This is a genomic window from Rhodococcus sp. IEGM 1306 (genome assembly GCF_036541985.1).
GTDB lineage: Bacteria > Actinomycetota > Actinomycetes > Mycobacteriales > Mycobacteriaceae > Rhodococcus_F > Rhodococcus_F qingshengii.
The window spans coordinates 1033455-1058579 of the sequence record NZ_JAZHFF010000001.1 but is presented as its reverse complement, the minus strand read 5'-3'; the positions used below and the strand labels follow the sequence as shown (position 1 = coordinate 1058579).

General features: G+C 62.2%; 30 protein-coding genes and 1 tRNA gene. 13 read left to right on the top strand and 18 right to left on the bottom strand.

Translation table 11 applies throughout. The features are described 5' to 3' along the window. Window positions 1–11: 11 nt before the first annotated feature. Window positions 12–437, bottom strand: a complete 426-nt coding sequence (locus V3587_RS05280) for a DUF6578 domain-containing protein (protein WP_064687532.1) — start codon at window positions 435–437, stop codon at window positions 12–14. 189 nt (window positions 438–626) lie between these two features. Then, window positions 627–1454, bottom strand: coding sequence for a TatD family hydrolase (locus V3587_RS05275; protein WP_030536315.1), 828 nt, complete (start codon window positions 1452–1454; stop codon window positions 627–629). A gap of 21 nt (window positions 1455–1475) precedes the next feature. Between V3587_RS05275 and metG the strand changes: the two genes are divergently transcribed. Both metG and V3587_RS05265 read left to right on the top strand, forming a co-directional pair. Continuing rightward, window positions 1476–3074, top strand: coding sequence for a methionine--tRNA ligase (gene metG, locus V3587_RS05270; protein ID WP_003946248.1), 1599 nt, complete (start codon window positions 1476–1478; stop codon window positions 3072–3074). Between the two features lie 150 nt (window positions 3075–3224). Beyond that, window positions 3225–4403 (top strand): DUF2786 domain-containing protein, encoded by a 1179-nt coding sequence (locus V3587_RS05265; protein ID WP_118603523.1) that lies wholly within the window; start codon window positions 3225–3227, stop codon window positions 4401–4403. Here V3587_RS05265 and rsmI read toward each other — a convergent pair. Continuing rightward, window positions 4400–5230 (bottom strand): 16S rRNA (cytidine(1402)-2'-O)-methyltransferase, encoded by an 831-nt coding sequence (gene rsmI, locus V3587_RS05260; RefSeq protein WP_003946264.1) that lies wholly within the window; start codon window positions 5228–5230, stop codon window positions 4400–4402. The two genes, V3587_RS05265 and rsmI, sit on opposite strands and share 4 nt — an antisense overlap. Window positions 5231–5304: 74 nt before the next feature. Here rsmI and V3587_RS05255 point away from each other — a divergent pair, with 74 nt between their 5' ends. Further along, complete coding sequence (locus V3587_RS05255; RefSeq protein ID WP_003946230.1) at window positions 5305–6813, top strand: dolichyl-phosphate-mannose--protein mannosyltransferase; 1509 nt, start codon at window positions 5305–5307, stop codon at window positions 6811–6813. Window positions 6814–6885: 72 nt separating this feature from the next. On the opposite strand, the gene V3587_RS05250 is transcribed toward V3587_RS05255, so the two are convergent. The 4 genes from V3587_RS05250 to V3587_RS05235 all read right to left on the bottom strand — a co-directional run bounded on the left by V3587_RS05250 (window position 6886) and on the right by V3587_RS05235 (window position 10170). Then, window positions 6886–8520: a BCCT family transporter gene (locus V3587_RS05250; RefSeq protein ID WP_003946258.1), complete on the bottom strand. Its 1635-nt coding sequence runs from the start codon at window positions 8518–8520 to the stop codon at window positions 6886–6888. 84 nt (window positions 8521–8604) lie between these two features. Beyond that, on the bottom strand, window positions 8605–9036 hold the full coding sequence (locus V3587_RS05245; RefSeq protein ID WP_003946228.1) for a DoxX family protein: 432 nt from the start codon (window positions 9034–9036) through the stop codon (window positions 8605–8607). 48 nt (window positions 9037–9084) lie between these two features. Continuing rightward, window positions 9085–9444 (bottom strand): GntR family transcriptional regulator, encoded by a 360-nt coding sequence (locus tag V3587_RS05240; protein WP_003946225.1) that lies wholly within the window; start codon window positions 9442–9444, stop codon window positions 9085–9087. Window positions 9445–9486: 42 nt separating this feature from the next. Then, entirely contained in the window at window positions 9487–10170 is a 684-nt protein-coding gene (locus tag V3587_RS05235) for an SDR family oxidoreductase (RefSeq protein WP_003946268.1), read from the bottom strand. Window positions 10171–10264: 94 nt separating this feature from the next. Between V3587_RS05235 and arsC the strand changes: the two genes are divergently transcribed. Continuing rightward, window positions 10265–10618 carry an arsenate reductase (glutaredoxin) gene (gene arsC / locus V3587_RS05230; RefSeq protein WP_003946209.1) on the top strand — a complete coding sequence of 118 codons (354 nt, stop codon included), beginning with the start codon at window positions 10265–10267 and terminating at the stop codon, window positions 10616–10618. A 13-nt stretch (window positions 10619–10631) separates the two neighbouring features. Here the strand turns inward: arsC and arcA are convergent, their stop codons facing one another. Then, window positions 10632–11849 carry an arginine deiminase gene (arcA, locus tag V3587_RS05225; RefSeq protein ID WP_003946210.1) on the bottom strand — a complete coding sequence of 406 codons (1218 nt, stop codon included), beginning with the start codon at window positions 11847–11849 and terminating at the stop codon, window positions 10632–10634. Between the two features lie 99 nt (window positions 11850–11948). Here arcA and V3587_RS05220 point away from each other — a divergent pair, with 99 nt between their 5' ends. Both V3587_RS05220 and soxR read left to right on the top strand, forming a co-directional pair. Beyond that, entirely contained in the window at window positions 11949–12437 is a 489-nt protein-coding gene (locus tag V3587_RS05220) for an FABP family protein (RefSeq protein ID WP_003946270.1), read from the top strand. Window positions 12438–12442: 5 nt separating this feature from the next. Continuing rightward, window positions 12443–12922, top strand: a complete 480-nt coding sequence (gene soxR, locus V3587_RS05215; protein ID WP_003946250.1) for a redox-sensitive transcriptional activator SoxR — start codon at window positions 12443–12445, stop codon at window positions 12920–12922. Here the strand turns inward: soxR and V3587_RS05210 are convergent. The 3 genes from V3587_RS05210 to V3587_RS05200 all read right to left on the bottom strand — a co-directional run bounded on the left by V3587_RS05210 (window position 12908) and on the right by V3587_RS05200 (window position 14585). After that, window positions 12908–13390: a DUF2505 domain-containing protein gene (locus V3587_RS05210; RefSeq protein WP_030536322.1), complete on the bottom strand. Its 483-nt coding sequence runs from the start codon at window positions 13388–13390 to the stop codon at window positions 12908–12910. The genes soxR and V3587_RS05210 overlap by 15 nt on opposite strands. Window positions 13391–13438: 48 nt before the next feature. Continuing rightward, window positions 13439–14284: an SDR family oxidoreductase gene (locus tag V3587_RS05205; RefSeq protein WP_007729029.1), complete on the bottom strand. Its 846-nt coding sequence runs from the start codon at window positions 14282–14284 to the stop codon at window positions 13439–13441. A gap of 145 nt (window positions 14285–14429) precedes the next feature. Next, window positions 14430–14585: a hypothetical protein gene (locus V3587_RS05200; RefSeq protein WP_003946253.1), complete on the bottom strand. Its 156-nt coding sequence runs from the start codon at window positions 14583–14585 to the stop codon at window positions 14430–14432. A gap of 479 nt (window positions 14586–15064) precedes the next feature. Between V3587_RS05200 and V3587_RS05195 the strand changes: the two genes are divergently transcribed. Next, entirely contained in the window at window positions 15065–15481 is a 417-nt protein-coding gene (locus V3587_RS05195; protein WP_003946231.1) for a helix-turn-helix domain-containing protein, read from the top strand. Window positions 15482–15541: 60 nt separating this feature from the next. Here V3587_RS05195 and V3587_RS05190 read toward each other — a convergent pair whose 3' ends face one another. Both V3587_RS05190 and V3587_RS05185 read right to left on the bottom strand, forming a co-directional pair. After that, window positions 15542–16543: a hypothetical protein gene (locus tag V3587_RS05190; RefSeq protein ID WP_003946245.1), complete on the bottom strand. Its 1002-nt coding sequence runs from the start codon at window positions 16541–16543 to the stop codon at window positions 15542–15544. Further along, on the bottom strand, window positions 16540–17040 hold the full coding sequence (locus V3587_RS05185; RefSeq protein WP_003946241.1) for an ImmA/IrrE family metallo-endopeptidase: 501 nt from the start codon (window positions 17038–17040) through the stop codon (window positions 16540–16542). Before V3587_RS05185 ends, V3587_RS05190 begins: the two co-directional genes overlap by 4 nt. A 178-nt stretch (window positions 17041–17218) precedes the next feature. Here V3587_RS05185 and V3587_RS05180 point away from each other — a divergent pair, with 178 nt between their 5' ends. Beyond that, the gene (locus tag V3587_RS05180) at window positions 17219–18007 is read left to right on the top strand and encodes a hypothetical protein (protein WP_317829732.1); all 789 of its coding nucleotides are present in this window, start codon (window positions 17219–17221) and stop codon (window positions 18005–18007) included. A gap of 2 nt (window positions 18008–18009) precedes the next feature. Next, window positions 18010–18285 carry a hypothetical protein gene (locus V3587_RS05175; protein ID WP_269612765.1) on the top strand — a complete coding sequence of 92 codons (276 nt, stop codon included), beginning with the start codon at window positions 18010–18012 and terminating at the stop codon, window positions 18283–18285. Between the two features lie 292 nt (window positions 18286–18577). Here the strand turns inward: V3587_RS05175 and V3587_RS05170 are convergent. The 5 genes from V3587_RS05170 to V3587_RS05150 form a co-directional block, all read right to left on the bottom strand. Beyond that, a tRNA-Ala gene (locus V3587_RS05170) sits at window positions 18578–18653 on the bottom strand. Between the two features lie 102 nt (window positions 18654–18755). Then, entirely contained in the window at window positions 18756–19490 is a 735-nt protein-coding gene (sepX, locus tag V3587_RS05165) for a divisome protein SepX/GlpR (protein WP_007727521.1), read from the bottom strand. A 267-nt stretch (window positions 19491–19757) separates the two neighbouring features. Next, on the bottom strand, window positions 19758–20393 hold the full coding sequence (locus V3587_RS05160; RefSeq protein WP_007727523.1) for a GNAT family N-acetyltransferase: 636 nt from the start codon (window positions 20391–20393) through the stop codon (window positions 19758–19760). Window positions 20394–20414: 21 nt separating this feature from the next. After that, entirely contained in the window at window positions 20415–21674 is a 1260-nt protein-coding gene (gene glp / locus V3587_RS05155) for a molybdotransferase-like divisome protein Glp (RefSeq protein WP_003946353.1), read from the bottom strand. 125 nt (window positions 21675–21799) lie between these two features. Continuing rightward, a complete protein-coding gene (locus tag V3587_RS05150; protein WP_003946415.1) occupies window positions 21800–22711 on the bottom strand; it encodes a UTP--glucose-1-phosphate uridylyltransferase in 912 nt (303 codons plus the stop codon). A gap of 59 nt (window positions 22712–22770) precedes the next feature. On the opposite strand from V3587_RS05150, the gene V3587_RS05145 reads away from it, so the two are divergent. From V3587_RS05145 to mscL, 4 genes are all read left to right on the top strand, one after another. Further along, window positions 22771–23349, top strand: coding sequence for a 5-formyltetrahydrofolate cyclo-ligase (locus V3587_RS05145; RefSeq protein ID WP_283376181.1), 579 nt, complete (start codon window positions 22771–22773; stop codon window positions 23347–23349). A gap of 111 nt (window positions 23350–23460) precedes the next feature. After that, window positions 23461–23772: an FmdB family zinc ribbon protein gene (locus V3587_RS05140; protein ID WP_003946378.1), complete on the top strand. Its 312-nt coding sequence runs from the start codon at window positions 23461–23463 to the stop codon at window positions 23770–23772. 77 nt (window positions 23773–23849) lie between these two features. Then, window positions 23850–24596, top strand: coding sequence for an SAF domain-containing protein (locus V3587_RS05135; RefSeq protein ID WP_047272494.1), 747 nt, complete (start codon window positions 23850–23852; stop codon window positions 24594–24596). Window positions 24597–24695: 99 nt separating this feature from the next. Next, window positions 24696–25118, top strand: coding sequence for a large conductance mechanosensitive channel protein MscL (mscL, locus tag V3587_RS05130; RefSeq protein ID WP_030536328.1), 423 nt, complete (start codon window positions 24696–24698; stop codon window positions 25116–25118). The last annotated feature ends 7 nt before the right edge of the window (window positions 25119–25125 follow it).

Below are 25125 nucleotides of genomic sequence, written 5' to 3'. Positions count from 1 at the left end.
GGTAGTGGGGACTACCGGAAAGGCGCACGGGTGGTGGCCAATTCGACGACCAGCCCGGTCTCGATCCGATTCTGCGGCTCGAAGTCGAAGTCGCCGAACCTTCGGAACCACCGAGGACTGGCCTCGACCCTTCGATAGGTCTCGCTACCTTCGACGGGCAACCACATGCGTGGACTTCCGACTTCCTCGTACGTCGTCGTGACCACGAGAATCCCGAGCACCACACCGGTGGTCACGACTCCAGACGCCGGCATCCCGCCGTGAACCCAACCGTCGAAATCGTCGTCCTGCGATCGCGGTGTCAATGTCCACGAGCATGGTTCACCGACCACCGGAAACGGCCCGCAGCACTCGACTTCGACCGCGTCGACATGAACGCTGACGATCCGGACCGAAGAGTCGACCGGCGTCGGCTCAGTGAAGCTGTGCGCCTTCATTCCCTCCCGGGATGCGAGAAATTCGCCGCGCTCGAGCCGGATCGAGAGGACTGTTCGTCTGTGTGTTCGACGTCGTCGGGATAGACGTCGGAGGGATAGATGCGGTCATTCATCTGAATACTCCGCGCAGTAGACGTACCAGGACACGACGGTCCCGGGCGCGGAGTTACCTGTCAGACCACCATAGCGTCAGAGCTTGTAGACGCGCTCCGCTGTCGCCGTGGACGCTGCTGCCAGCGCCTGCGGATCCTCACCGCGGATGTCTGCGAGCGCGCGCACTGTGTACGGCAGGCAGTACGACTCGTTGGGCGCACCGCGGAACGGGTGCGGCGTCAAGAACGGCGCATCCGTCTCGACGATCAGCTGATCCGAGGGCACCAACAGCGCGGCCTCACGCAGCGCCTTCGCATTCTTGAAACTCACGGTTCCCGAGAAACTCAACACGTAGCCCGCGTCGATGCACGCACGGGCCATCTCCGAATCCGAGGAGAAGCAATGGAACACCACGGTCTCCGGCGCGCCTTCCTCGTGCAGCACCCGCAGCAGGTCCTCATCGGCTTCGCGATTGTGAATCATCAGCGTCTTGCCGAGACGCTTCGCGAGGTCGATGTGCCACCGGAAACCGTCGACCTGCTCCTCGATGGTGGCGCACCCTTCGAGCTTGCCTGGCCAGTAGAGATCCAGCCCGGTCTCCCCCACCGCGACGACCCGCGGATCGGACGCCAACCGTTCTATCTCGGCTCTGGTGTCGACATCGAGGACGTTCGCCCTGGTCGGATGGATTGCGACGGCTGCGTAAACCCTCGAATCCCAGTTCGCAGCGTCGACGGCAAAGCGTGCGGCATCAAGGTCGTCGGCCACCGTGACGACCCGTCCGACGCCGACGGCTTCGGCCCGATCGACAATTTCGGCCACGGTCGCAGCGTCGTGCGCACCACAGGCGTCGAGGTGCGTATGTGCGTCGATCAGAGGCGACAAGGGCTCAGGGGCATCGGGGGCGGGACGGTCTTTGCTCACGCCCGATAGAGTAAGCCCACCATGACTGTGCCTGCCTCACCCTCCCAGACCCCGCGCCCGGACTCCGCTGCCCCGGAAGGCGCGGAACGATCGCCGTTCTACATCACGACAGCGATCGCGTATCCCAACGGCGCTCCGCACATCGGCCACGCGTACGAGTACATCTCCTCGGACGCGCTCGCCCGCTTCAAGCGGTTGGACGGTCATGAAGTGTTCTTCATGACCGGCACCGACGAGCACGGTCTGAAGATGCAGCAGACAGCAATCAAAGAGGGCATCGACGTCCGCGAACTCGCGGCTCGGAACTCCGACGTGTTCCAGAACCTCGACAAGGTCCTGAACATCTCGTACGACCGGTTCATCCGTACCACCGACGCCGACCATCAGGTCGCCAGCAAGGCGATCTGGGAAAAGATGGCCGCATCGGGCGACATCTACCTCGACACCTACTCGGGGTGGTATTCGGTTCGTGACGAGGCCTTCTACACCGAAGCCGAGACCACGCTTCTGGACGACGGCACCCGTCAGTCGACGGAGACCGGCACCCCGGTGGAGTGGACCGAGGAGTCCAACTACACCTTCCGTCTCTCGGCCTACGAGGACCGTTTGCTTGCTCTGTACGAAGAGCATCCCGAGTTCATTGCCCCCGCGACTCGTCGCAACGAGATCGTCAGCTTCGTCAAGGGCGGCCTCAAGGACCTGTCGATCTCGCGCACCACGTTCGACTGGGGCGTCGAGGTTCCCGGAGACCCCGACCACGTCATGTACGTCTGGGTCGACGCCCTCACCAACTACCTGACCGGCGTGGGTTACCCGAACGTCGACTCGGCGGAGTTCGAGAAGTTCTGGCCCGCGAGCCTGCACATCATCGGCAAGGACATCACGCGTTTCCATACCGTGTACTGGCCGGCGTTCCTCATGTCTGCCGGCATCGAACTGCCGGAGCGGGTCTTCGTCCACGGGTTCTTGTACAACAAGGGCGAGAAGATGTCGAAGTCGGTCGGCAACGTCGTCGACCCCATCGCGATGGTCGATCAGTACGGCCTCGACGCGGTCCGTTTCTTCCTGCTCCGCGAGATCTCGTACGGCCAGGACGGCAGCTACAGCCACGAAGCAATCGTGACGCGTATGAATGCAGACCTGTCCAATGAACTGGGCAACCTCGCGCAGCGTTCACTGACGATGGTCGCGAAGAACTGCGATGCCCAGGTACCGACCCCCGGCGAGTTCACCGAGGACGATCTGGCGATGCTGGCGTCGGCGGATGCCCTGCTTGCCAAGTGCCGCAGCGAGTTCGACGTGCAGGCGCTGCATCTCGCACTGGAAGCCATCTGGGGCGTTCTCGGCGAGACCAACCGGTACTTCTCCAAGCAGGAACCGTGGGTTCTGCGCAAGACGGATCCGGCACGCATGGCGACGGTTCTGTACGTGACGCTCGAAGTGGTCCGTATCGTCGGGCTTCTCGTTCAGCCGGTGATGCCCGACGCGGCGTCACGCATCCTCGATCTGCTTGGCCAGAGCGAAGAGAACCGGCAGTTCGCCGACATTGCGGTTCGCATCGACGCGAACCGGAAACTGCCTGCTCCGGCGCCAGTTTTCCCCCGCTTCGTCGAGGAATGAGCTAAGCGAGAGTGCCGCACGTGGGGTCCGAGATATCCGGTTACAGGCGGATGTGTCGGACCCCACGTGCACACTCCAGCCATGACGACGAATAGAACATACATTCGAACCAGCGCTTCGGCGCAGACACTGCCATGGAACGGAGCGCGGGTGTCCACTCAGGAGGTCAGCCCTCAATCCGTCTCTGCGGCGCAGGGTCTCGTCAGCGAACTGACGGCCGCCTACGAACGCGGATGGCAACCGGCTGATCTGATCCATCTGGCTCGCCGAAGCAAAGACGCGTCCGACGCCGATCTCGCTGCCACCACCATCCTGTTCGACGCGAAGGCGTCGCGCGCCTCCGATCGCGCTCCGCTCGAATGGGTGGGGCAGTTGCAGACGATCGGCGAGCAGTATCCGAAGTCTCGGCACATCGCTTCTCGAATCACCGTGGACGACGACGTTTTTCGCTCCCTCGCGGCCGGCCTTCTGTTCCAGGATCCCTACTTCCTCGTTTCGCAGATCGTCGACGTCGCGCGATCGTGGATGCGCCTACCTCAGTGGACGGTGTTGCTCGCGCCACCATCCACCTGGCCGTCGCAACGCACCGATACCAGCTATGCCGGCGTCGGCGATACCGAGGTCGACGCCAAGGTACTCAAGCGAATTCGTGGACTACTCGCCAAAGCGGAAGCAACCAACTTCGCGGAAGAAGCCGAGATTTTCACCGCGAAGGCCCAGGAGTTGATGACCCGGTACGCCATCGACTCCGCACTGCTCCACAGTCGCGCCGGGGTCACCGACACATCCGTCAATGCCCGACGCATTCACATCGAGAACCCGTACGTGAAGGAAAAGGTTCACCTCCTGACCGAGATCGGCGAATCGAATCGAGTCAGGACTGTCTGGTTCAGCGACATTGCACTCGCGACCGTCGTCGGCACTCCGGTCGACCTTCAGCAAGTCGACATGCTGTTCACTTCCCTGCTCGTACAGGCAACCCGTGCAATGCAATTCGCCGACTCGAGCAATCGCGGCGGCTCACGCACCACCTCGTTCCGCAAGGGATTCCTGGCCGGGTTCGCCAGCCGCATCGGACACCGCCTGCGTGACGCCGGCACCAAAGCCACCGCCGAAGCGGCCGACGCGGCATCGATGGACGTCGCGGATCTTCTGCCGATCCTCGCCACCACATCCGAGGCCGTCGACGCCGAATTCGATCGATTGTTCCCGACAACCCGCAAGACTCGCGGACGGTCCGTGGACGCCGAAGGCTGGCACGCCGGCCAGGCTGCAGCCGACGACGCCAACCTGCGTCCCGGCGCACCCGCCGTGAACCGCTCCCGCTAGTCCTTTCGAGCGGCCAGGACCGTCTCGTACAACTCACGCTTGGAGACTCCGGCCGTTGCGACCAGAGCACACGCGTCCTTCAATCGTGCTCCCCCCTCGACCAGCCTTTCCACCTCGTCGACCAGATCGGCAGGATCAGATGCCACCAGCACTGCGCCTTCGAGCACCACCGTGATCTCACCGCGAACGCCCTCGGCGGCCCAAGCAGCTAACTCCCCGAGAGTGCCGCGCTTCACTTCCTCGTAGGTCTTGGTCAATTCCCGGCACACGGCCGCGCGGCGATTCGGCCCGAGCACTTCCACCGCATCTGCGAGGCAGTCGGCAAGGCGATGAGGCGCTTCGAAGAACACACACGCTCGCTGCTCGGTTGCCAAGGCCGAGAGCCACGTCTTGCGCTGCCCCTGCTTACGCGGTGGGAATCCGTCGAAGCAGAACCGCTCCACGGGCAATCCGGAGAGTGCCAGCGCGGTCGTCACCGCCGACGGACCGGGCAAGCACGTGACGGCGAGGTTCTCGGCTACGCAGGCGGCGACAAGGCGATATCCGGGATCGCTGACCGACGGCATGCCCGCGTCCGTGACCAGCAGGACGGTCTTGCCTTCGGCGACGTCGGCGACCAGCGCGGGCAGCCGGGAAATCTCGACCTGATCGTAGAAACTGACGATCTTCCCGGTGATGGTTACCTCGAGCGCGGACGCCAGAGACTTGGTGCGTCGTGTGTCCTCCGCAGCAACGACGTCGGCGGTTGCGAGAGCAGACCGAAGACGCGGAGACGCGTCACCGACATCTCCCATGGGTGTTGCGGCGAGTACCAAGCGACCAGTCATACCTGACAGCCTACGATTGCCAGGTGACTGTGCAGACGGACGAGCGGCCAACGCCCGCCACGAGCGATCGGGTAATGCGTAGTCCCGGCCCGCTGGTACCGGATCCTGATTTCGGCCCGACCGACAGATTGCGCGGCTGGATCGTCACCGCTTTCGTCACCGCTATCGCGGCGATCACACGCTTCACGATGCTCGCCTACCCGACCGACGCCGGCACACCTGTCTTCGACGAGAAGCACTACGTTCCGCAGGGCTGGCAAGTTCTGACCGGTGGCGGCATCGAAGACAATCCCGGTTACGGATTGGTGGTACACCCGCCGATCGGTAAGCAGATGATCGCGATCGGCGAAGCACTCTTCGGTTACAACGGTTGGGGGTGGCGATTCTCGTCGGCCCTGGTCGGGACACTGATGGTCTTGCTGATCATCCGGATCGTGCGCCGCATGACGCGCTCCACGCTGATCGGCGCGATTGCCGGAATCCTGCTCATCGTGGACGGCGTCACCTTCGTCTCCTCACGCCTGGGGATGCTCGACATCTTCCTGGCTTTCTTCGTTCTCGCCGCCCTCGGATGCCTGGTGGTCGATCGCGACCAAGTCCGCGAACGGATGGCGAAGGTATACGAAGAGGGCCGAATCGGCGACTCTGCCTGGGGTCCGCGGCTGGGTTTCCGGTGGTGGAGGTTCGGCGCCGGCATCCTGCTCGGCCTGGCCTGCGGAACCAAGTGGTCCGGCATGTACTTCATTCTGTTCTTCGGATTGCTCAGTGTTGCCTTCGACCTGTCAGCGCGCCGCGCCTACCGCGTGCAGCGCCCATGGGTCGGCACTGCAGTTCGCGACATCGGGCCGGCTCTGTATGCCTTGGTGATCATTCCGCTCGGTGTGTACCTCGCGAGCTACTGGGCCTGGTTCACCAGCGAGACCGGCGTCGACCGTCACGCCGTCGGTAACGAGATCGGTGAGGGCGGCACATGGAGCTTCATTCCCTCCGCGCTGCGCTCACTCTGGTACTACAGCGGAAACGTTCTCCAGTTCCACGCCGGTCTGACCAACTCCGCCGGAAACCACCACCCGTGGGAGTCGAAACCGTGGACGTGGCCGATGGGGCTACGACCGATGCTCTACTACTACGCCGACGGCGAGCAGGTCACCGGTTGCGGGGCCGCCAGCTGCGTCAAGGCCGTGATGCTGATCGGCACACCGGCGATGTGGTGGCTGGCCCTACCGATGTTGGCGTGGGCGATCTGGCAGACGTTCGTGCGCAGGGACTGGCGATACGCCGTGGTCCTGACGGGCTACGGTGCCGCTTACCTCCCGTGGTTCGCGACGCTCGACCGCCAGATGTACTACTTCTACGCAGTTGCACTCGCCCCGTTCATGGTCATGGGATTTGCGCTGGTCCTCGGCGATGTACTGGGCAAGGCGAGCGCGTCCGTCGAGCGTCGTACCACCGGACTTCTGGCAGTCAGTCTGTACATCGGTCTGGTCGTGGCCAACTTCGTCTACCTCTGGCCGATACTCACCGCCATGCCGATCACGCCGGAATCGTGGCAGAACCATCTGTGGTTGCCCAGCTGGAAATAACCGGACGACAAAAGGGGCACCGAACCGCAGTTCGGTGCCCCTTCACGGTTCAAGTCCTACTCCGCTCAAGTCCTACTCCACTGACTTACCCACACGGCGTCCTCGGCGCGGGCGTAGGAGAGCACGTTTCTGCTCCTTCGCCGCAATGATGATCGGGTCGTGCGAAAGATCCTTGTACAGCGAGAAGCACAGTCCGATCATGACCAGCACGAACGGCGCCGCAGCGATGATCGTCATGGTCTGCAAGCCGTCGAGCGCTTCGGAACCACCGGTCCACAGCAGAAGCGCCGCGACGCCACCGGTCAACATGCCCCAGAACACCACGACCCAGCGACTCGGTTCGAGCGTTCCGCGCTGCGAGAGCGTCCCCATCACCATCGACGCAGCGTCGGCGCCGGAGACGAAGAACACTGCGACGAGCAGCATGACCAGGACAGTCGTCACTCCGGCCAACGGCAGATTGTCGAGCATGCCGAACAGTTGAGCCTCTTCCGAGCCTCGGCCGGACAAGCCGATTCCGTCGCGTTCCTCGCCGATGCCTGCGCCGCCGAAGATCGCGAACCAGAGCAAGCTGACAGTCGTGGGAACGGCGATGACGCCGACGATGAACTGGCGGATCGTGCGGCCGCGGCTGATGCGGGCCAGGAACATGCCGACGAACGGCGTCCAGGACACCCACCATGCCCAGTAGAAGATCGTCCACGACGAAAGCCACGCGCCGGTTTCAGGATTCGACGATGCACCCGTGCGGGCCGACATCTGGGCGAGGTCGGAAACGTATGCACCAATGGTCGTCGGGAGCAGATTGAGAATCAGCACGGTCGGCCCGAGAACGAACACGAACAGGGCCAAGATCAGCGCTAGCACCATGTTGATGTTGGAGAGCCACTGAATTCCCTTGGCCACACCGGAAACTGCCGAAGCGACGAACGCCAGGGTCAGCACCGCAACGATGGCCACGAGCAGGAATACGCCGGCTTCTTCCATCCAGCCGACTACCTCGAAACCGGAGCCGATCTGAAGTGCGCCGAGCCCCAAAGATGCTGCGGTGCCGAAAAGTGTCGCAAAGATTGCCAGGATGTCGATGACCTTGCCGATCGGCCCTTCGGCTTTGCGACCGAGCAACGGGATGAAGGCCGAACTGAACAGTTGCTTGCGTCCTCGGCGATACGACCCGTACGCAATGGCAAGGCCCACAACGGCATACATCGCCCAAGGATGAAGACCCCAGTGAAACATGGTGGTAGCCATGGCAGTTCCGACGCCACCGTCGGTACCGGGAGGCGGAGTCACGTAGTGCGCAAGCGGTTCCGCGACACCGAAGAACATCAGGCCGATGCCCATGCCGGCGCTGAACATCATGGCGATCCAGCTGACGGTTCGGAACTCGGGCTTCTCACCGTCTTTGCCCAGCGGAATGTCGCCGAATCGACTGACAGCCAGGTAGATGGAAAACAGCACGAAAGCCGAAGCTGCGAGTACGAAGAGCCAGCCGATGTTCGTCACCAACCAGCCGAGAACACTTCCGGTTACCGAGTTCAGGTTGTCGGGAGCTACGAGACCCCACACGACAATAGCCAGCACCGCTGCGGCCGCCACGGAAAACACCACGTAGTCGGTCCGAACGCCTACCCGAGTAAAGCCCGTCTCCGGGCGCTCTTCGTTGGCCCCGGAATCTTGTTCGGATCGATCAGATTTCGTCACCATAGATGACTACGTTCGTCACTTTGTGGGCCAAAAGCAAGCTGGAAGGCGGGCTCAACAGCCGTTGAACCCGCCTTCTCACCCCGATCAAGCTGGGGTTTTAACCCAACCGTTGCCCTTGCCGATCAATCCGTCGATGCTGATGCGTCCTGCGCCGATAACAGCGATCAAGAGCGAACCGACACCGAGTGCGACGACGAGTTCATAGCCGCCGTTGTCTATGAAGACGCCCTTGTCGGCGTGCACGATGAAGAACGCGCCGACCATGTCGAGGAACAGCAGTGCGCCGACGAGCGGGGTCAGCAGACCCGCGATGAGCAGGATGCCGCCACCGAGTTCGATGGATGCTGCCAGAACTGCAGAAATCTTGGGGAGCGGGGCGCCCATCCCTTCGAATGCGGCCTGCGTTCCGGCGATCTTGTAGGTGAAGAACTTCTGCCAACCGTGGGCGATGAAGATGATCCCGAGGCCGACACGGGCGATGAGGAGTCCGAGGTCACGAGCAATCGACGAATTCATGAGCCAAGACTGACAGCTTTAAGTTGAAGCGTCAACTTAATCAATGTGTCACGCACCTCTCAATGCCGACTCCACCATGGCGACGATCTCAGTGTCGGAGTACCCGAGCGAGCGGACCTTATGCGCAAACGCGGTCGCCGCCTGCTCCGCCTGCGCCTGCACCGGATCGGTCCCCGAAGCGATGAACGTCCCTTGCTTTCCCCTCGTCTCGATCACGCCCTGATCGCTGAGCGCGCGATAAGCCTTCGCGACGGTGTTGGCCGCCAATCCCAGCTCCGAGGCCAATGCACGCACCGTCGGGATCTTGGTTCCCGCAATCAATCCGCCGCCGTGAACCTGCTCGATAATCTGTTGCCGCAGTTGGTCGTACGGAGCTGTGGAGGAATCGTGTTCGATCGCGATCTTCATCGTCACCCTCGTCGTATCTTCTCGGTCACAGCATCTTCTCTCTCACAAACCCTCGATCGCTTCGCGGATCGTATGCGGGCCGGAGGTCAGAACCAATATCTTGCCGACACTGGACGGCGCGTCGATGAGCGCTTCGATCACTGCGGCGACATCTGCACGAGGCACAGAGCCTCGATCGACGGGCGGCTCTGCAAGAAGGACTTCACCGGTGGGGTCGTCGTCTGTCAGAAGGCCTGGCCGAAGAATCGTCCAATCCAGCGAAGTCCTTGTCTTCAGGTCTTCCTCTGCTGCAGTCTTCGCCCGCAGGTAGGCGGCAAAAACCTCGTCGGTGTTCTCCGGTATTTCGTCACCAGCACCCATGGCGCTGATCTGTATGAACCGACGCACTCCCGCTTTCTCGGCGGCATCGGCCAACAGCACCGCCGCAGCTCGGTCTACGGAGTCCTTCCGCTCGATCGAGCTACCAGGTCCGGCGCCCGCGGCGAAGACCGCGACGTCGGCACCGTCGAGTACCTTCGCAACTTCCTCGACCGTGGAGGATTCCAGATCGATCACCACGGGGAACGCGCCGAGTGTGCGGACCGCACCCTCGTGCGCGGAGTTGCGGATCAGCGCTACCGGCCGATCACCATGTCCTGCCAGCAGGTACGTCAGGTGCTGCGCGATCTTGCCGTGCCCACCGGCAATGACCACGCGCCGTTCGTCCACACTTCGATGTTCCGTCATCGTTTTCTCCTCACAAGTCGGTACTTCAAGTGCAGCGCGCCGGAGGTGTCCGTTGTTCCCCTGTTTGTCCCACGAGTTCGGACACAGAGGCAGAATGACGGACATGGCATCTGCAACCATCTTCCACAATCAACGGTGCAACACGTCGCGGACTGTTCTCGGACTTATCCGCGACGCCGGCATCGAACCGACCATTGTGAAGTACCTCGATACTCCGCCTACCCGATCCGAGCTGGAAAAACTCCTCGCCGACGCCGGCCTCGAGCCCAGCCAAGCCGTTCGCAAGCGCGAAACGCAGTACAAGGAACTCGGGCTCGCCGATGCATCCGAATCCGAGATCCTCGACGCGATGATCGAGCACCCGATTCTGATCGAACGCCCGTTCGTGGTCACCGACAAAGGCACCGTCCTCGCGCGGCCTGCAGCCAAGGTGGAAGAAATTCTCTGACAGCGTCGACGGCTTACAGCGGATCGCGGGCGATCGGGCAGGACATGCACCGAGGACCACCTCGGCCGGACCCCAGTTCCGAACCCGCGATTCGCAAAACCTCGATACCCGAGGCCTCCAGCCTGGCGTTCGTTTCGACGTTGCGCTCGTAAGCGACGACGACGCCAGGCTCGACGGCGAGGGTGTTGTTTCCGTCGTCCCACTGCTCACGCTCGGCAGTCACCGTGTCGAGTCCGGTGTCGATCACACGCAGTTTTCCGATTCCCATGGCGTCGGCCGCCGCTTCGAGGAACGGCGTCGCACCGCGAATACTCACCCCGTCGTCCTCCTTGCGCAGAGTGAACGCCGCCAGGGTGTCCTGAATGGCCGGATACATGACGACCGCGTCGGCCTCGACCATGGTGCAGACCGTGTCGAGATGCATCGACGCTCGACGTTGCTCGATCGGAACAACCAACACCGTGTGGGCGAGGCCGTCGTCGAACACGCTACGCGCCAATGCTTCTGCTCCGGCGGGTGACGTACGTTCACCGACACCGATTGCGATCACCCCCGGCGCGAGAAGCAGCACGTCACCTCCCTCGACAGGAGCCGTGTGCGACTCGTACGCGCGGCGCACGCCTTTGAATCGAGGGTGATGCGCGTAGACGAGATCCGTTATCGAGGATTCGCGAGCTCGCGCTGACAACGCCAAGGACGTGATGATGACCCGTGGCCCGACCCAGAACGACGAATCACGGGTGAAGAGCAAGTTGGGCAACGGGTCGATCACGAAGTCACCGCCGTGATGCATCCTGCGCACCAACGAGGTCGAGTCGGCATCGATCGGCAATTCGTCGAACGTCATTCCTGCAGTAAGGATCGACGAAAGCTCCTTCGGCTCCACCTTTCGCAGGTAGGCGGCCAGGTGTTGCCCGAGCGCGTGGCCGATCTTGCGTGCGTCGACGGCGGCCGCGATTCCCTGGATCCTCGCTGCGCCACTGACCTCGAGCGCCTCGGTGAGGAGATCGGACAAAAGCAGTACCTCGACGCCGCGCTCACGAAGGACGGTCGCAAACTGATCGTGTTCTTCCTGCGCGCGGTCCACCCACGGCAACGCGTCGAACAGCAGCTCGTCGTTGTTGCGCGGAGTCAATCGTTTCAACTCGTCGCCAGGACGATGAAGAATGACCGATCGCAATCGGCCCACCTCGGAATCGACACCGAGGGGGACGGAGCCAGAAGCGTTCATGAGTGAACACTAATCCCGTAGGCCCCACCCAGCAGGGACAAGCAGCTGTCGTACCGGTCCGCGTAACGTCTGATCCGACGCAGGCGAGAGGACCAGGCAATGAGTAGTACGGATCAGGCGGCGCTGAACGGCGCCGGAATCGAGAGGTTCACCGGGCGCTGGGTCGGCGCTGGAGCCGGACATTTCCCCACCATCGACGACTTCGAGTACTCCGAGGAGATCGAGTTCGCGCCCACCCCGAAACCGTTTCTCACCTACTCGTCGCGCACTCGTGGGCTCCCCGACGGACGACCGCTTCACATGGAATCGGGATACCTGCGCCCAACACCGGGTGGTGAGCTCGAATTGCTGGTCAGCCAGCCCACCGGATTCGTCGAGATCCATCGCGGCACCCTCGACTCCGAAGGCACTCTCGCCTTGACCCGTCTCACGCTCGCAGCATCACCCGACGCAAAACCGGTTCACGACGTTCGGCGAGTCATGCGCGTTCAGGGCGACACGCTGACATACGACCTGTGGATGGCGCACGGCGACACCCCGCTGACGCATCATCTCCACGCCACCCTCCACCGCGCGACGGACCGGTAGTCGCCATGGAGATGCCGTCGTGGAAGGCAAAGGAACTCACGCCCGGCCAGCTCTCCGAGCGCAGCGGTGTCGCCGTCTCGGCCCTGCATTTCTACGAACGAGAAGGCCTCATCGTCAGTCGCCGGACCAGCGGAAACCAGCGCCGATACCAACGAGACACGCTTCGACGCGTCGCCTTCATCAGAATCTCGCAACGCGTCGGCATTCCGCTGTCGGAAATCAGAGAGGCCCTCGGCACACTTCCTGAAGGCCGTACCCCGAACCGCGCAGATTGGGAAAGATTGTCGACCGGGTGGCGGCGCCACCTCGATCTACGCATCGAGCAACTGGAACGTCTACGGGACAACCTCACCGGTTGCATCGGTTGCGGGTGCCTCTCGTTGGAGGGGTGCGCCCTCGCCAACCCGCACGATCAACTCGCATCCGCCGGCCCGGGTGCGCGCGTTCTGGAAGTAGATTTCGGTGCAGGCTCAGGCGAGAAATGACTCGACGGCGTCCCGATCGCGCCCCAGCAAGTCCTCGACGGTCTTCTTCAGCAACTTCTCGATCTGGCCGCCGATGATCGGCATCTTCACCTCAGCCGTTCCGTCGACGACCAACCGCGTGCAGGACTCGGCGGCGGTGAGATCGAGCGTCGTCTCGATTCGGATCGGCAGTCCCCGCGCGATTCCGGTGACCGACCCTGCTGCACGCCCGTCCGACAGAGGTCCCCACCGATCGACCCGTTTCAGACCGAGCCGACTCGGCGCAACCTTGGCGACCAGGCTCGGGAGGGAGGCGGAGTCGATTTCCTCGGACACGGATACTTCGATCGATCCGTCTCGAACTTCGATGTCCGAGGTGGCATAAAGGTCTCCGAGTCTGCCTTTCCAATAATTCGGGTCGGTCAAAGTTCGATGCACGTCGTCGATCGGATATTTGAATTCGATATCGAAGTGAAAACTCTTCGGCATGACTTTGGTCCCTATTCGACTAGATAAAAGTCCCGGCGGAGTTAACGCTCATCGCTTGAGCAATTTACTGAACTGGTCGTTCGCTTTTTGCATCACGAACTCGTAAGGCAGGGCGAATTTGCGCGCCCACCAGTATCCGAATCGGATGTCATTGGACGTATATACGAGGTACGTATTCTTCTCGATTCCCCGCAGAATGCACGACGCCACCTTCTCCGGGGAGACAGCACGCGCCTCGAACCGGTGCGTGAGTTTTTCGACCCGCGGGTCGTTCCTGTCGATACCCGCTATTTCCACGGTTCCCACCAATGGCGTCTTCACCCCACCCGGCACAACCAGACTGACCCCGATTCCGTGCCGCTTCAGATCGAATCGCAGCACCTCGGACACCCCGCGAAGGCCGAACTTGCTCGCACTGTAGGCGGCGTGCCACGGCAGGGCCAAAAGTCCGGCAGCCGAAGACACGTTGACCAGGTGTCCACCCTTGCCGGCACGAATCATGGGTGGAACAAACGTCTCCATGACATGGATCGGCCCCATCAGGTTGACGTCCACCATGGACTTCCAATGCCGATGTTCGAGGTTCTCGATAGTTCCCCACGCTGAAATGCCGGCGATATTCATGACGACATCCATCGAAGAAAATTGAGTGTGAATCTCGGTACCGAATTTCACGACCTCGTCGTAGTCCGAGATATCGAGTGCCTTCGCCATGCTGACCGTGCCGCCGCCGGCGCCGACCATCGCGACCGTCTCTTCCAATCCGACGCTGTTGATATCGGTGAGAAACAATTCGGCGCCGACCTCTGATGCACGCAGCGCAGTTGCACGTCCAATTCCACTACCGGCGCCGGTGATCAGGCATTTCTTGCCGTCGAGCGACCTTACAGACATGGATGAACACTCCCCCGCACTCGTACTGTGGACATGCGGGAAAGTCTACGCACGCACGGTGCGGCCGCCCTGAAACACGCAAGACGACCTGCGGGGCACGGCCGTACTCCGCGCAAACACCGCACAGAGACGACCGCAGCGAGCACTAGAGACGCTGCATCATCTGCTCTTGATAGCCCTTGACCGTACGGTCGAGTTCTTCCGCCGCTACATCGTCCCCACGCTTGCGTGCGTCGTGGGCTCGATCCTGAATTTCACGGATTGCGCGGCGCAATTCATCATCGCTCATCGTGTGTTTCATGTCACAATTCTGCACCCACTCGGAGGGTTTAGCTAGCACAGATCGCAATCCGGCAAACCGTTCAAGGTTCAACCCCGAGGTGATCCGCATGACATCGCAACCAGCCACCCTGATCGCGACCCCAAACCTTCAAACATCGCTTGAACTGCAGTTTTTCAATCGAAATAGTTGTGAAAAACCAGGCTAACGCATAGCTAATATCGCCAAAACGGGTAAAAGGTTTGATATTGGGCAGATTGGCCAAGTACTGGAAGGTTCGAATAGCGCAGTCGTAGCTGCACATTTCCGTGTGGCGGAAACTCAATGTGCGCTGAGACATAGCTGAGCACTCATTGGCCGGACGAATCGAATCTCGGACACATTTGACAACTAGTCCACTAAACAGACTACGGTGAGCTACCGATCGGTTATCCGCGTGATACCGTAGGATTCACTGAACGGACAATTGCTAGCTAGAGAGGATTACGGGGCGGTTCACAATGGCTGACTTTGCAGAACGATTGAACAAACTGTTCGACAGTGTTCATCCTCCGGGGCGCAAACCCCATACCAACGCCGAGGTTGCGGCAGCGCTCATCGAAGACGGCCATCAGATCTCCAAGCCGTACATCTCGCAGCTCCGCTCGGGACAGCGCACCAACCCCTCAGACGAGACAGTCGCAGCCTTCGCCCGGTTCTTCAAGGTGAAGCCCGACTACTTCTTCAACGACATCTACGCAGCCAAGATCGATCACGATCTCGAACTGCTCTCACAGCTCCAAGGCTACGGGCTTCGCCGCCTCTCGAGCCGTGCATTCGACCTCTCGGAAGAATCGCAGAATCTACTCACCACGATGGCTGAAAAGCTCCGCGCGAGTGAAGGTTTGCCAGAGGTTCCGCCTGACGCGTCACGCTGATGTGAACGTGCTGAAGCACTGACTCGATCTCGAGCACTGCAATGACATGGAGTAGGTCGACTACGAACGTCGACCTACTTTTGTCGTTTCATCGAGTTCTTTCGCCAACAACAACACCCATCGGCGCGCCGACATCTTCTCAGGAGGCGCAATCCACCTGGTGTCCAACACATCCGAGGCCAAGGGATCGGCGATCCACCCCGCCAAAATCCCCGCGTGTGCAGTGACGGCCCGCGGCGGTTCCTGACCACCGACGTCGAACATCCCGGCGCCGGACTGGATGTACATCGCATCCATGATCTGCGCGATCATGTCCGATGCCCGCAGCACAGACGTACTCCCGGCGCTGTCCGCGTCGACTACCTCGGGGAATCGCTTGACGAGAAGCGCGTGCATCCGCCGCAGCCGGTACAGATCTCGTCGCGCACGTAACCAGGTCTCGAGAAGCACCCACGTGATGCCCAGCGCAATCAGAACACTCGAGGCAGCGATGAACCACACCCCTGCGCCCGTCCAGATATCCGATTCGAGTGCGCCGGTGCCACCGATCGATTCGACAAGCATCACGACGACCACGACGAGCAGGATCGACGAACCGGTCACGATCAACGCGATTCCGCGCCCCAACGGCGCCCACGCAACGTGCCGTAGCCCCGTCGAAATGACAAGGGACAGAGCGACGATGATAAAGATCAGAGCCGGCGCCGGGTAGCCGAAGAGAACCGCGATCGCCACCAGGAGCCCCACCGAGTACAGCACGGTGGCGAGGCCGCGCATAGCCGGACGTGACATCACAGGCCAGGCAGACACGGCGCCGACTGCACTGGCCGCAGACAACGCTGTCCACAAGACGATGACGATCATCGCGGCGGCATGCTGCTCCGGCGCAATGCGATCGACGATGTCCCATACCGCCGGCACCATGACCGTCGACGACAATGCGACCGAGAAGCCTGCAAAGACCATCGACATTCGCAACGGCGTCGCGGTGCGCGCGACAACTCGACCCAGTCTCGCGCCGGCTGCAACCCAGACGAGAAGGGCCACAGCCCAAAAGATCATCCGATCGCCTCGTCGTACCGCAACACCGACAGCGGTGTCCCACGGCCACTCATCGTTCGCAGACGCATGATCAACATCGACGCGAACGTCTCGGCTTCCCACTCCGCGATGTCATCCATCGGCACGGGTTCGTTGCGCCGCAGAGAACGTTGACTCAACATGTAGGCGATCAAATCGTCACTGACCTCGAGCGTCGCCTCGGCGATCTCGGCACCCTCGTGCCGAAACACTATGTGCCCCAACTCATGTGCCAGAGTTCGCTCGACATTGGGAAGTCCGGGGGCCAAGACAATGACGTCGTGGTCGTCGTAGGCTCGGCGCTGACCGCACACTCCGGTGGCGAGCGGGGTTTCCAGATCGATCTCGATCGGGCGCCCACGCTCGCGGGCGACTGTCTGCACTACCGTCAGCAGTGACACAGCCTCCGACGACGCTGCTGCGTCGCATACGGCATCCACCGCGGCCAGAACGCGGCGATGTGAACGTCTGTCCGGCACGACTCACGCACCTCCCTGTGATCCGGGTGCCAGGAATTCGGCACGCGCGGCAGCCAATCGTGCCTTCTGCAGCGATGCTCCGCGGAAAGTCAGTGCTCCCGCACCGGCCGCTACCACTGCCATTCCGCCTACACCGCCGGCGACGGCGGCGGCGTTGAGAATCGGCGGAAGCCCTTGAGTGAACGCCGTCGGAAATGCCTGCGGGTTGTCAGTCGGAGCCGCGACGTTCGGAACGTTCGACGGTACCTGCGGAGCTACGGGTGCGGGTGCGGCCAGAACTTCGGGTGCGGAAGGGGCTGCGACTGCGCCCGGCGCAGCGTTTGCCGGTCCACCGGCAGAGGGTGCAGGCGCTCCGCCGCCCGCTGACGGTCCCTGCGGATCAGACGGTCCAGCCGGCGGAGCCGCTACCGCGGACGACTGCTCGGAACTCGGCTGCGATTCGGAAGGAGACTGTGTCTCGGAGGGTGCTTGGCCCGAAGGACTCTCGGTCTGCGAAGTTGCGTTGGTCGCGGGGGAAGCGCTGCTGCTCGGACGTTGCGACGCCGAAGGGTTGGTCGTGGGCTCAGTCGTGGTCGGCTCAGTCGTCGTGGTCGGCTCAGTCGTCGTGGTCGGCTCAGTCGTGGTCGGCTCAGTCGTCGTCGTCGGCTCAGTCGTCGTCGTCGGCTCAGTCGTGGTCGTCGGCTCAGTCGTGGTCGTCGGCTCAGTCGTGGTCGTCGGCTCAGTCGTCGTGGGCTCAGTCGTCGTCGTCGTCGGCTCAGTCGTGGTCGGCTCAGTCGTGGTCGGCTCAGTCGTCGTGGTCGGCTCAGTCGTGGTCGGCTCAGTCGTCGTGGGCTCAGTCGTGGTCGGCTCAGTCGTCGTGGTCGGCTCAGTCGTCGTGGTCGGCTCAGTCGTCGTGGGCTCAGTCGTCGTCGTCGGCTCAGTCGTGGTCGGTGTCGGTGTCGGAATTACGGTCGTGCCGCAGTTGTGACGGTGACAATGCCAGCCATAGTTGCCGTTGCCGTTGTTGCCGCCACCGTTGCCGTTGTGACCGCCACCGTTGCCGTTGTTATTGCCGCCGTTGCCGTTGTGACCGCCACCGTTGCCGTTGTTATTGCCACCGTTGTTGCCGTAATTGCCGTTTCCATTGCCGTTGTTGCCACCACCGCTGTTGCCGCCAGGTTGGGCGGCGACGATGGCGGGGAAGACCGATACGGCAAGGACGCCGATACCCATCAGGCACATCACAGCAACAAGCATCATCGCTAGCCGTCGTGGCTGGCTCATCGACATTCCTCCCCGACACATACGTCCGACCTGCGGAAAACTGCGGCAGACTCACCGTGCCTATCGCACCGGACACACCCTCGTTACATTTCCGGCAAACATGTATCCGCCCAAGGATCATCCCTCACTTGGAAGCTCAACGGTCCGGATCAGCGGTCGCAATCGTATGAAACGGCGCACACTCAGATCGAATCTTCGCAATTCGGGCAGGCCCTGAAAATGCAGGAAAGGGTCGTTCAACTTTCGTTGAAAGACCCTTTTCGCTGGTACTTCTTGGTGGAGCTGAGGGGAATCGAACCCCTGACCTCTTCGATGCGAACGAAGCGCGCTACCAACTGCGCCACAGCCCCGTGCCACCGCCTCAGCGGTGCTCGGCAACTCTAACAGGAACGAATACTCCCGTTGGAATCACCCGACACGAACTTTCGGCCCGACAAGATCGGCCCAGAAGATCACTGACCGGACGCGCGACGCATCTCGGTGTGCCTGATCTCTTCTTCGTAGTGATCCAGGTGATCGAACACCGGATCTTCGTCGTCGACCTCGAGGACAACCGCTCCTGGCCGACGCAGTCGCGCCGGAATCAGGCGAAGCTCTTCGTCGGTGTGCGATTCGACTCCGAGTCGCGATCGGTTGAGGCGTTCGGTACGACGGCGGCGAATCTCCTGCTCGATCCGAACCTGCCGACGCAAGTACGCCATGTACCCGCCGAGGCCGCACACGGTCAGCGCAAACAACCACCACACCATCGGCGAGATGATCAATGCGAGAGCGCCCGAGAGAATCGCGACGAACGCAAGGCCCAGCAACGTCCGCTGACGGAATGCATACCGCGCCTCCCGGGCGATGGCATCCGCTTCGGGGTCGAATCCGCCTCGGCCGCGCCGAACCGGAACAAATTCTCCGACCGGTGCACGACCGCCGGCGTAGTCGTCTTCTGCGTGAGTGTCCATCTGGTCCTCCGCGTCGTAGCTGCTGCGCACTGGTTCTGGTTGCCAGTTCGGATCGCTTCGATGTCCTGCTGCCGGCCCGCGCTGAACAGGGTTGCTGTCGCCGCGGTGGAGTACTCGAGTCGCGAGTGCCGCGTCACTCGTCTGCCGGATCCTGGGGCGCTTGTTGACAAGCATCGGCACCAGGACGAACAGCCACACGGCCACCAGCCCGATCCACACGAATGAGCTAGGCATGCCGCGGCCTCCTCCCGATCACCTACCAGCACCTATGCCAGCCGTTGACGAGTCAAGGTTAACGGCCGACGCCCTCGCATCGTTGCCGACGCGCCGAACCCCACCATACTCATGTGTCACACGCGTACCGAACTGAACTTCCGGTTCAGTCCCAAAAGTCTCAAGTTCTGGTTGAATCAAAAACCACATTTTCCCGACCGAAAGTAGGACTACTCAGCGGTAACTGCTGTTTAGCTCGCGTTTCTCACGCTTCTGGCGCCGTCTTCGTCACACCCACGAAGCGCGTCCGGACCGCACCAATCTGTCGACGACGGTGGTGGGTACTTCCTCGATGGTCATTCCGACCAGAAGATGATCACGCCATTGGCCGTCGACATCGAGGTAGCGCTTGAGAAGACCTTCCTCCCGGAACCCCACGTTTCGTAGGACTGCGCGACTCGACGCGTTCTCCGGCCGAACAGTGGCCTCCACTCGATGCAGACCGACCTTCGAGAATGCGTGATCGAGTGTGAGTGCAACGGCAGCTGTGGCTACGCCCCCACCGGTCACGTGCGAGGCGACCCAATAGCCCACCCAGGCGGACCGCAGAGCGCCGCGCACCACATTTCCGATGGTGACCTGCCCGCAGTACTTCCCGTCGAGTTCGATCACCAGGGGGAGGATCCTGCCCTTGCGCGCTTCGGAGCGAAGGTTTCCGCACAGGGACGGCCAGACGGTGATGTGGTGGCGAGCATCCCAGGGCGATTCTCCGGTGGGCTCCCACGGCTCGAGGTGCTCGCGATCGCGAATGCGGAGACGACTCCACACAGCAGCGTCACGGAGCTTCACGGGGCGGACGGTCACCACTCCCGCGGGCACTCGCAGCGGGCCGAGATCTTCCGGCCATCCTGGATGGACTGACATCACACCCCACTCGGGTCGGCGTTACCCACGTTGGGCGAGAAAAGCTACGTCGACTTCTTCACCGATGTGCACTTCGGTGACGTCTCGATCGACCAGAACCAAGCAATTGGCTTCCGCCAAGGTCGCGAGGAGATGTGAGGACGCACCGGGCGCACCCCCGAGGGCCTGCACCAGGTACTCCCCTGTCGCTTCGTCACGCATCAGCTGACCACGCAGAAAACCCTTGCGATCGGCAATCGACGTGATCGTTCCCACTGTCCGCGCCTTCACTACTCGCCGCATCGGCTGGCGGCGTCCGAGCGCGATTCTGATCAGCGGGCGAACCATGACTTCGAATACCACCAGTGCGCTGACCGGGTTGGACGGTAGGAGAAAGGTCGGAACCTCGTCCCTTCCCAGCTTTCCGAAGCCCTGCACTGATCCCGGATGCATGGCAACGCGCTCCACCTCGAGTGTCCCCAGGTCGGCAAGCGCCTCACGAACCTCGTCGGACGCTCCGCCGCCCACGGCACCGGCGATGACAACGATTTCCGAGCGAATCAGCTGTCCCTCGACTACTTCGCGAAGACGACGCGAGTCGTTGCCTGCGATTCCCACACGGTTGACGTCGGCGCCGGCATCGCGCGCTGCGGCGGCGAGGGCATACGAATTGACGTCGTAAACCTGACCGGGTCCCGGCGTGCGATCCACGTCGACGAGTTCTCCACCGACGCTGATGACGGAGAGGCGCGGACGCGGATGGACGAGTACTTTGTCGCGGCCGACCGCGGCAAGCAACCCGACCTGTGCGGCTCCGATGATGGTGCCTGCCCGAACGGCCACGTCGCCCGGCTGGACGTCGTCGCCTGCACGGCGAACGTAATCGCCCGAACGCACCGGCTCGAAGATCCGAACGCGAGCGCGACCACCGTCGGTGTTCTCGAGCGGAAGAACTGCGTCGGCCAGCGTGGGCAACGGCGCGCCGGTGTCGACTCGGACGGCCTGGCGAGGTTGCAAGCGGATCGGTTGGCGTGAGCCCGCCGTCACCTCACCGACCACCGGCAAGCTGAGGTCGGTAGGCTCGCCGTCCTCGCCTCGGAGGTCGGCTCCGGCGCCGGCGACATCGACACTACGAACCGCGTAACCGTCGATGGCAGCTTGATCGAATCCCGGCAATGGGCGTTCGGTCACCACTTCCTCGGCACACAGCAGTCCCTGCGCCTCCGAGATGGCGACCCGAACCGGACGGGGTGCCACTGCAGCAGCGGTAACCCTGGTCTGCTGCTCCTCAACCGACCGCATCTGGTCCGCGTCCTCCTGTGTCTGGAAATTCGGTGATATCCGTCAGCTCATGATGCCTTGCCGCCGAAAAGGGACAAGCACATTGATACTGCGTTATCGGGCGATCAACCACCGTGGCGACACGCTCAGCGGTCGAGCCGATCCGCGAGCCACTTACGCAAGGACGGGCCGTAATCGTCACTGTCGAGTGCCAGGTCCACCGAAGCGCGGAGGTACCCGCCGGGGTTGCCCAGGTCATGACGCGTTCCGCGGTGCACCACCACGTGAACCGGATGGCCCTCGGAAATCAGGAGAGCGATGGCGTCGGTGAGTTGCAACTCACCGCCGGCTCCCGGCTCGATGCGACGAAGTGCGTCGAAGATCGCACGATCGAGCAGATAGCGACCTGCAGCGGCAAAGGTCGACGGCGCGTCTTCCACAGCCGGCTTCTCGACCATGCCGACGACCTTGAGGACGTCGGGATTGACCGCGTCGGGAACGATCTCGACGTCGAAGACGCCGTACGCGCTGACTGCGTCTTTCGGGACGTCGATTGCACAGAGAACGGACCCGCCGCGCTTGGCACGAACACGCGCCATGATCTCCAGGACGCCACGCGGTAGTACGAGATCATCGGGCAGAAGGACCGCGATGGCGTCTTCGTCGTCGTCGAGAACCGACTCGACGCAACCGACTGCATGCCCGAGGCCGAGGGGCTGCTCCTGAATCACGGAGTCGACTTCGAGCAAACCCGGCGCTTTGCGCACCTTCGCCAGGGCAGCGAGTTTTCCGCTTGCTTCCAGCTTGCTTTCGAGCACGAGATCCTCGACGAAGTGGGCAACCACGCCGTCTTTGCCCGGGGACGTCACGATGACGAGCCGCTCGGCTCCCGAGTCCGCAGCTTCACCTGCCACCAGTTCGATACCCGGTGTGTCCACGACCGGCAGCAATTCTTTCGGAACCGTCTTGGTGGCAGGCAGGAAACGCGTACCAAGTCCGGCTGCGGGAACCACGGCCGTACGGAAGGCCCTCGTGCTGCTAGCGACAACGTCTGTCATGCCAACACCTTAGCCGCCGCTTGTTACCGCTCGGTCAGCACGACGAATATCGTTGCGGGGTGACACCTCAGACAAAAGCACAATGGCGACAAATCACACTCGCAGCACGTGATGCAGTCTCCGAGCACACTCGAAACACGGAAACTGCGGCGTTGATCACGCACATACGTTCAGTGATTGTCGACGGCTCGGTCGTCTGTGCGTACGTCCCCACCCGCACCGAACCAGGATCCACCGATTTGCTCGACGCCGTTGCCGAGATCGCTCAGCGTGTACTACTTCCGATCACCGGGGAGCCGGGACCGTTGTCCTGGGTCGAGTACAGCGGCGCGGACGGTTTGCGTCCCGCGAAGTACGGCATTCGGGAGCCTGTCGGACCCGTCTTGCCACCGGAAGCCCTGTCCGACGTGGAATGCATGCTTGTCCCTGCTCTCGCGGTGGATCTTCACGGAACACGCCTCGGCCGTGGCGCAGGCTTCTACGACCGGACGCTCGGGTCGGTCGGACCACAGACTCGGCTCGTGGCAATTGTCAGAGACTCCGAACTCGTCGAGGCCTTGCCTGCCGACGACCACGACATTCCCATGGGCTGGGCATTGACGCCGCGCGGCGGCCTCACGCAACTCAAAGGCGATTGATCTGCGGGAATAGATCCCTGATTAGCGCTGTTGGCACTGTCACTTGTAGAGTGCTGAAGGCTGCGGTGTAAATACGCGGCTGCTCGAACATCACAGTGCGGAGGAAGCCCGGTGCCCACCTACTCATACGCATGTACGGAATGTGACAACCGTTTCGACATCGTCCAGTCCTTCAGCGAAGATTCGCTGACGGTCTGCCCAGCTTGCTCAGGCAAGCTCCGCAAGCTGTTCAACTCTGTTGGCATCGTGTTCAAGGGCAGCGGCTTCTACCGCACCGACAGCCGCGGCGGCTCCGGGACTGCGAGCGAGCCCGCCAAGAGTGATTCGGCACCCGCTGCGAAGTCCGAGTCCAAGTCGGACTCCTCTTCGACATCGAGTTCGTCGACCAGCACGCCGGCGCCCGCAAAGGCTGCCGCGAGCTGATTTCCACAACCTCCGGGTTGTCCACAGTTTCACATGGTTAGGGCCGGAAGCACCGCTTCCGGCCCTAACGTGCATGAATGCCGTCAGCACGTTCTCGCTCGCCGAGGCGCTCCGATCCACTGCGCGCCCAACTCGATCTCAGCCCGAGCACCTTCGATCGCGTCGTCGAACTGACACGGGGCACACGATTCCGCACGGCGACAGTCCGTAAGATCGCAGCCGTTGTCCTCGCCACACTCGGCGTTGTTCTCTTCTTTCGAGGCGATCCCGCGACCGATACGGTCGCCGTAGTTGTCTCGAGCCGCGATCTCACTCCGGGGCAGGTGATAGCGGATTCGGATGTCGAGATGCGAGAGATCGACTCGAAACAACTTCCCGAAGGAGTTGTCTCCGACACCGACCTGGTAGTCGGGAGAACCGTTGCCGGCCCGATTCGCTCCGGAGAAACCGTCACCGACGTGCGCGTTCTCAGCCCACGGCTGGCCGGGTTGTCGGTAGGAACCGACGACGCCCGCATCGTCCCCGTCCGATTGGCCGATGCGGCCGTCGCGGACATGTTGCGCAGCGGGGACGTCGTCGACGTCCTGACCGTCGGCCCTGACACATCCCGCCCAGACACGCCCCACCCCGACACACCCAACGAATCAGTTGCAGACAAGGCCCCACAAATTCTTGCGGCAGGAGCGGTAGTCGCGTTGGTCACCACATCGGAAAGTACACGTAACCAGCAGGAACAGGTGATTTTGCTGGCCCTGCCGACACCAGCAGCCAACGTCGTAGCCGCGGCATCTCTGTCCAATGCGATCACCGTGACATTCCGCTGACCGCACAAAGCGTCCGAAGCTCCTCTAGGATTTTTCCAGTCGGTTCGGTATCAACGGACCATCTGGCACTTGCCATCGGAGACTCGAGGGGACACCGACATGCTCAAGGGATTCAAGGACTTCCTGCTTCGCGGAAACGTGCTCGACCTGGCCGTCGCAGTGGTCATCGGCGCGGCCTTCACCGCCATCGTGACTGCCTTCACCAGCAATATCATCAACCCACTTGTCGCTTCGATTGGCGGAGCCAACGAATACGGGTGGGGCATTCAGCTGACGGGTGACTCCGCTGAGACGTTCCTGAACTTCGGTGCGGTCGTCACCGCGATCATCAACTTCATCATCATCGCAGCGGTCGTCTACTTCGTGCTGATCGTCCCTGCGAATGCGGCGAAGAAGAAGTTCGTCTCCGAGCCCGAGGACAAGGAAGCCAGCGAAACCGATCTGCTCATCCAGATCCGCGACATCCTCTCGGCCAATGCCGGTGGCGCCGACACGGGAGCGCACGCCAAGACTCTCGAATAGGCAGTGC

Bases quoted from the DNA above. Each gene is read 5' to 3' on its own strand.
- V3587_RS05195 (WP_003946231.1), top strand. From the start codon at position 15,065: ATGGCTGACTTTGCAGAACGATTGAACAAACTGTTCGACAGTGTTCAT.
- V3587_RS05220 (WP_003946270.1), top strand. From the start codon at position 11,949: ATGAGTAGTACGGATCAGGCGGCGCTGAACGGCGCCGGAATCGAGAGG.
- V3587_RS05250 (WP_003946258.1), bottom strand. From the start codon at position 8,520: ATGGTGACGAAATCTGATCGATCCGAACAAGATTCCGGGGCCAACGAA.
- V3587_RS05190 (WP_003946245.1), bottom strand. From the start codon at position 16,543: ATGATCTTTTGGGCTGTGGCCCTTCTCGTCTGGGTTGCAGCCGGCGCG.
- V3587_RS05210 (WP_030536322.1), bottom strand. From the start codon at position 13,390: ATGCCGAAGAGTTTTCACTTCGATATCGAATTCAAATATCCGATCGAC.
- mscL (WP_030536328.1), top strand. From the start codon at position 24,696: ATGCTCAAGGGATTCAAGGACTTCCTGCTTCGCGGAAACGTGCTCGAC.
- rsmI (WP_003946264.1), bottom strand. From the start codon at position 5,230: ATGACTGGTCGCTTGGTACTCGCCGCAACACCCATGGGAGATGTCGGT.
- sepX (WP_007727521.1), bottom strand. From the start codon at position 19,490: ATGCCTAGCTCATTCGTGTGGATCGGGCTGGTGGCCGTGTGGCTGTTC.
- soxR (WP_003946250.1), top strand. From the start codon at position 12,443: ATGGAGATGCCGTCGTGGAAGGCAAAGGAACTCACGCCCGGCCAGCTC.
- V3587_RS05235 (WP_003946268.1), bottom strand. From the start codon at position 10,170: ATGACGGAACATCGAAGTGTGGACGAACGGCGCGTGGTCATTGCCGGT.
- V3587_RS05205 (WP_007729029.1), bottom strand. From the start codon at position 14,284: ATGTCTGTAAGGTCGCTCGACGGCAAGAAATGCCTGATCACCGGCGCC.
- V3587_RS05200 (WP_003946253.1), bottom strand. From the start codon at position 14,585: ATGAAACACACGATGAGCGATGATGAATTGCGCCGCGCAATCCGTGAA.
- V3587_RS05240 (WP_003946225.1), bottom strand. From the start codon at position 9,444: ATGAAGATCGCGATCGAACACGATTCCTCCACAGCTCCGTACGACCAA.
- arcA (WP_003946210.1), bottom strand. From the start codon at position 11,849: ATGAACGCTTCTGGCTCCGTCCCCCTCGGTGTCGATTCCGAGGTGGGC.
- V3587_RS05245 (WP_003946228.1), bottom strand. From the start codon at position 9,036: ATGAATTCGTCGATTGCTCGTGACCTCGGACTCCTCATCGCCCGTGTC.
- metG (WP_003946248.1), top strand. From the start codon at position 1,476: ATGACTGTGCCTGCCTCACCCTCCCAGACCCCGCGCCCGGACTCCGCT.
- V3587_RS05160 (WP_007727523.1), bottom strand. From the start codon at position 20,393: ATGTCAGTCCATCCAGGATGGCCGGAAGATCTCGGCCCGCTGCGAGTG.
- V3587_RS05150 (WP_003946415.1), bottom strand. From the start codon at position 22,711: ATGACAGACGTTGTCGCTAGCAGCACGAGGGCCTTCCGTACGGCCGTG.
- V3587_RS05135 (WP_047272494.1), top strand. From the start codon at position 23,850: ATGCCGTCAGCACGTTCTCGCTCGCCGAGGCGCTCCGATCCACTGCGC.
- V3587_RS05280 (WP_064687532.1), bottom strand. From the start codon at position 437: ATGAAGGCGCACAGCTTCACTGAGCCGACGCCGGTCGACTCTTCGGTC.
- arsC (WP_003946209.1), top strand. From the start codon at position 10,265: ATGACGGACATGGCATCTGCAACCATCTTCCACAATCAACGGTGCAAC.
- glp (WP_003946353.1), bottom strand. From the start codon at position 21,674: ATGCGGTCGGTTGAGGAGCAGCAGACCAGGGTTACCGCTGCTGCAGTG.
- V3587_RS05255 (WP_003946230.1), top strand. From the start codon at position 5,305: ATGCGTAGTCCCGGCCCGCTGGTACCGGATCCTGATTTCGGCCCGACC.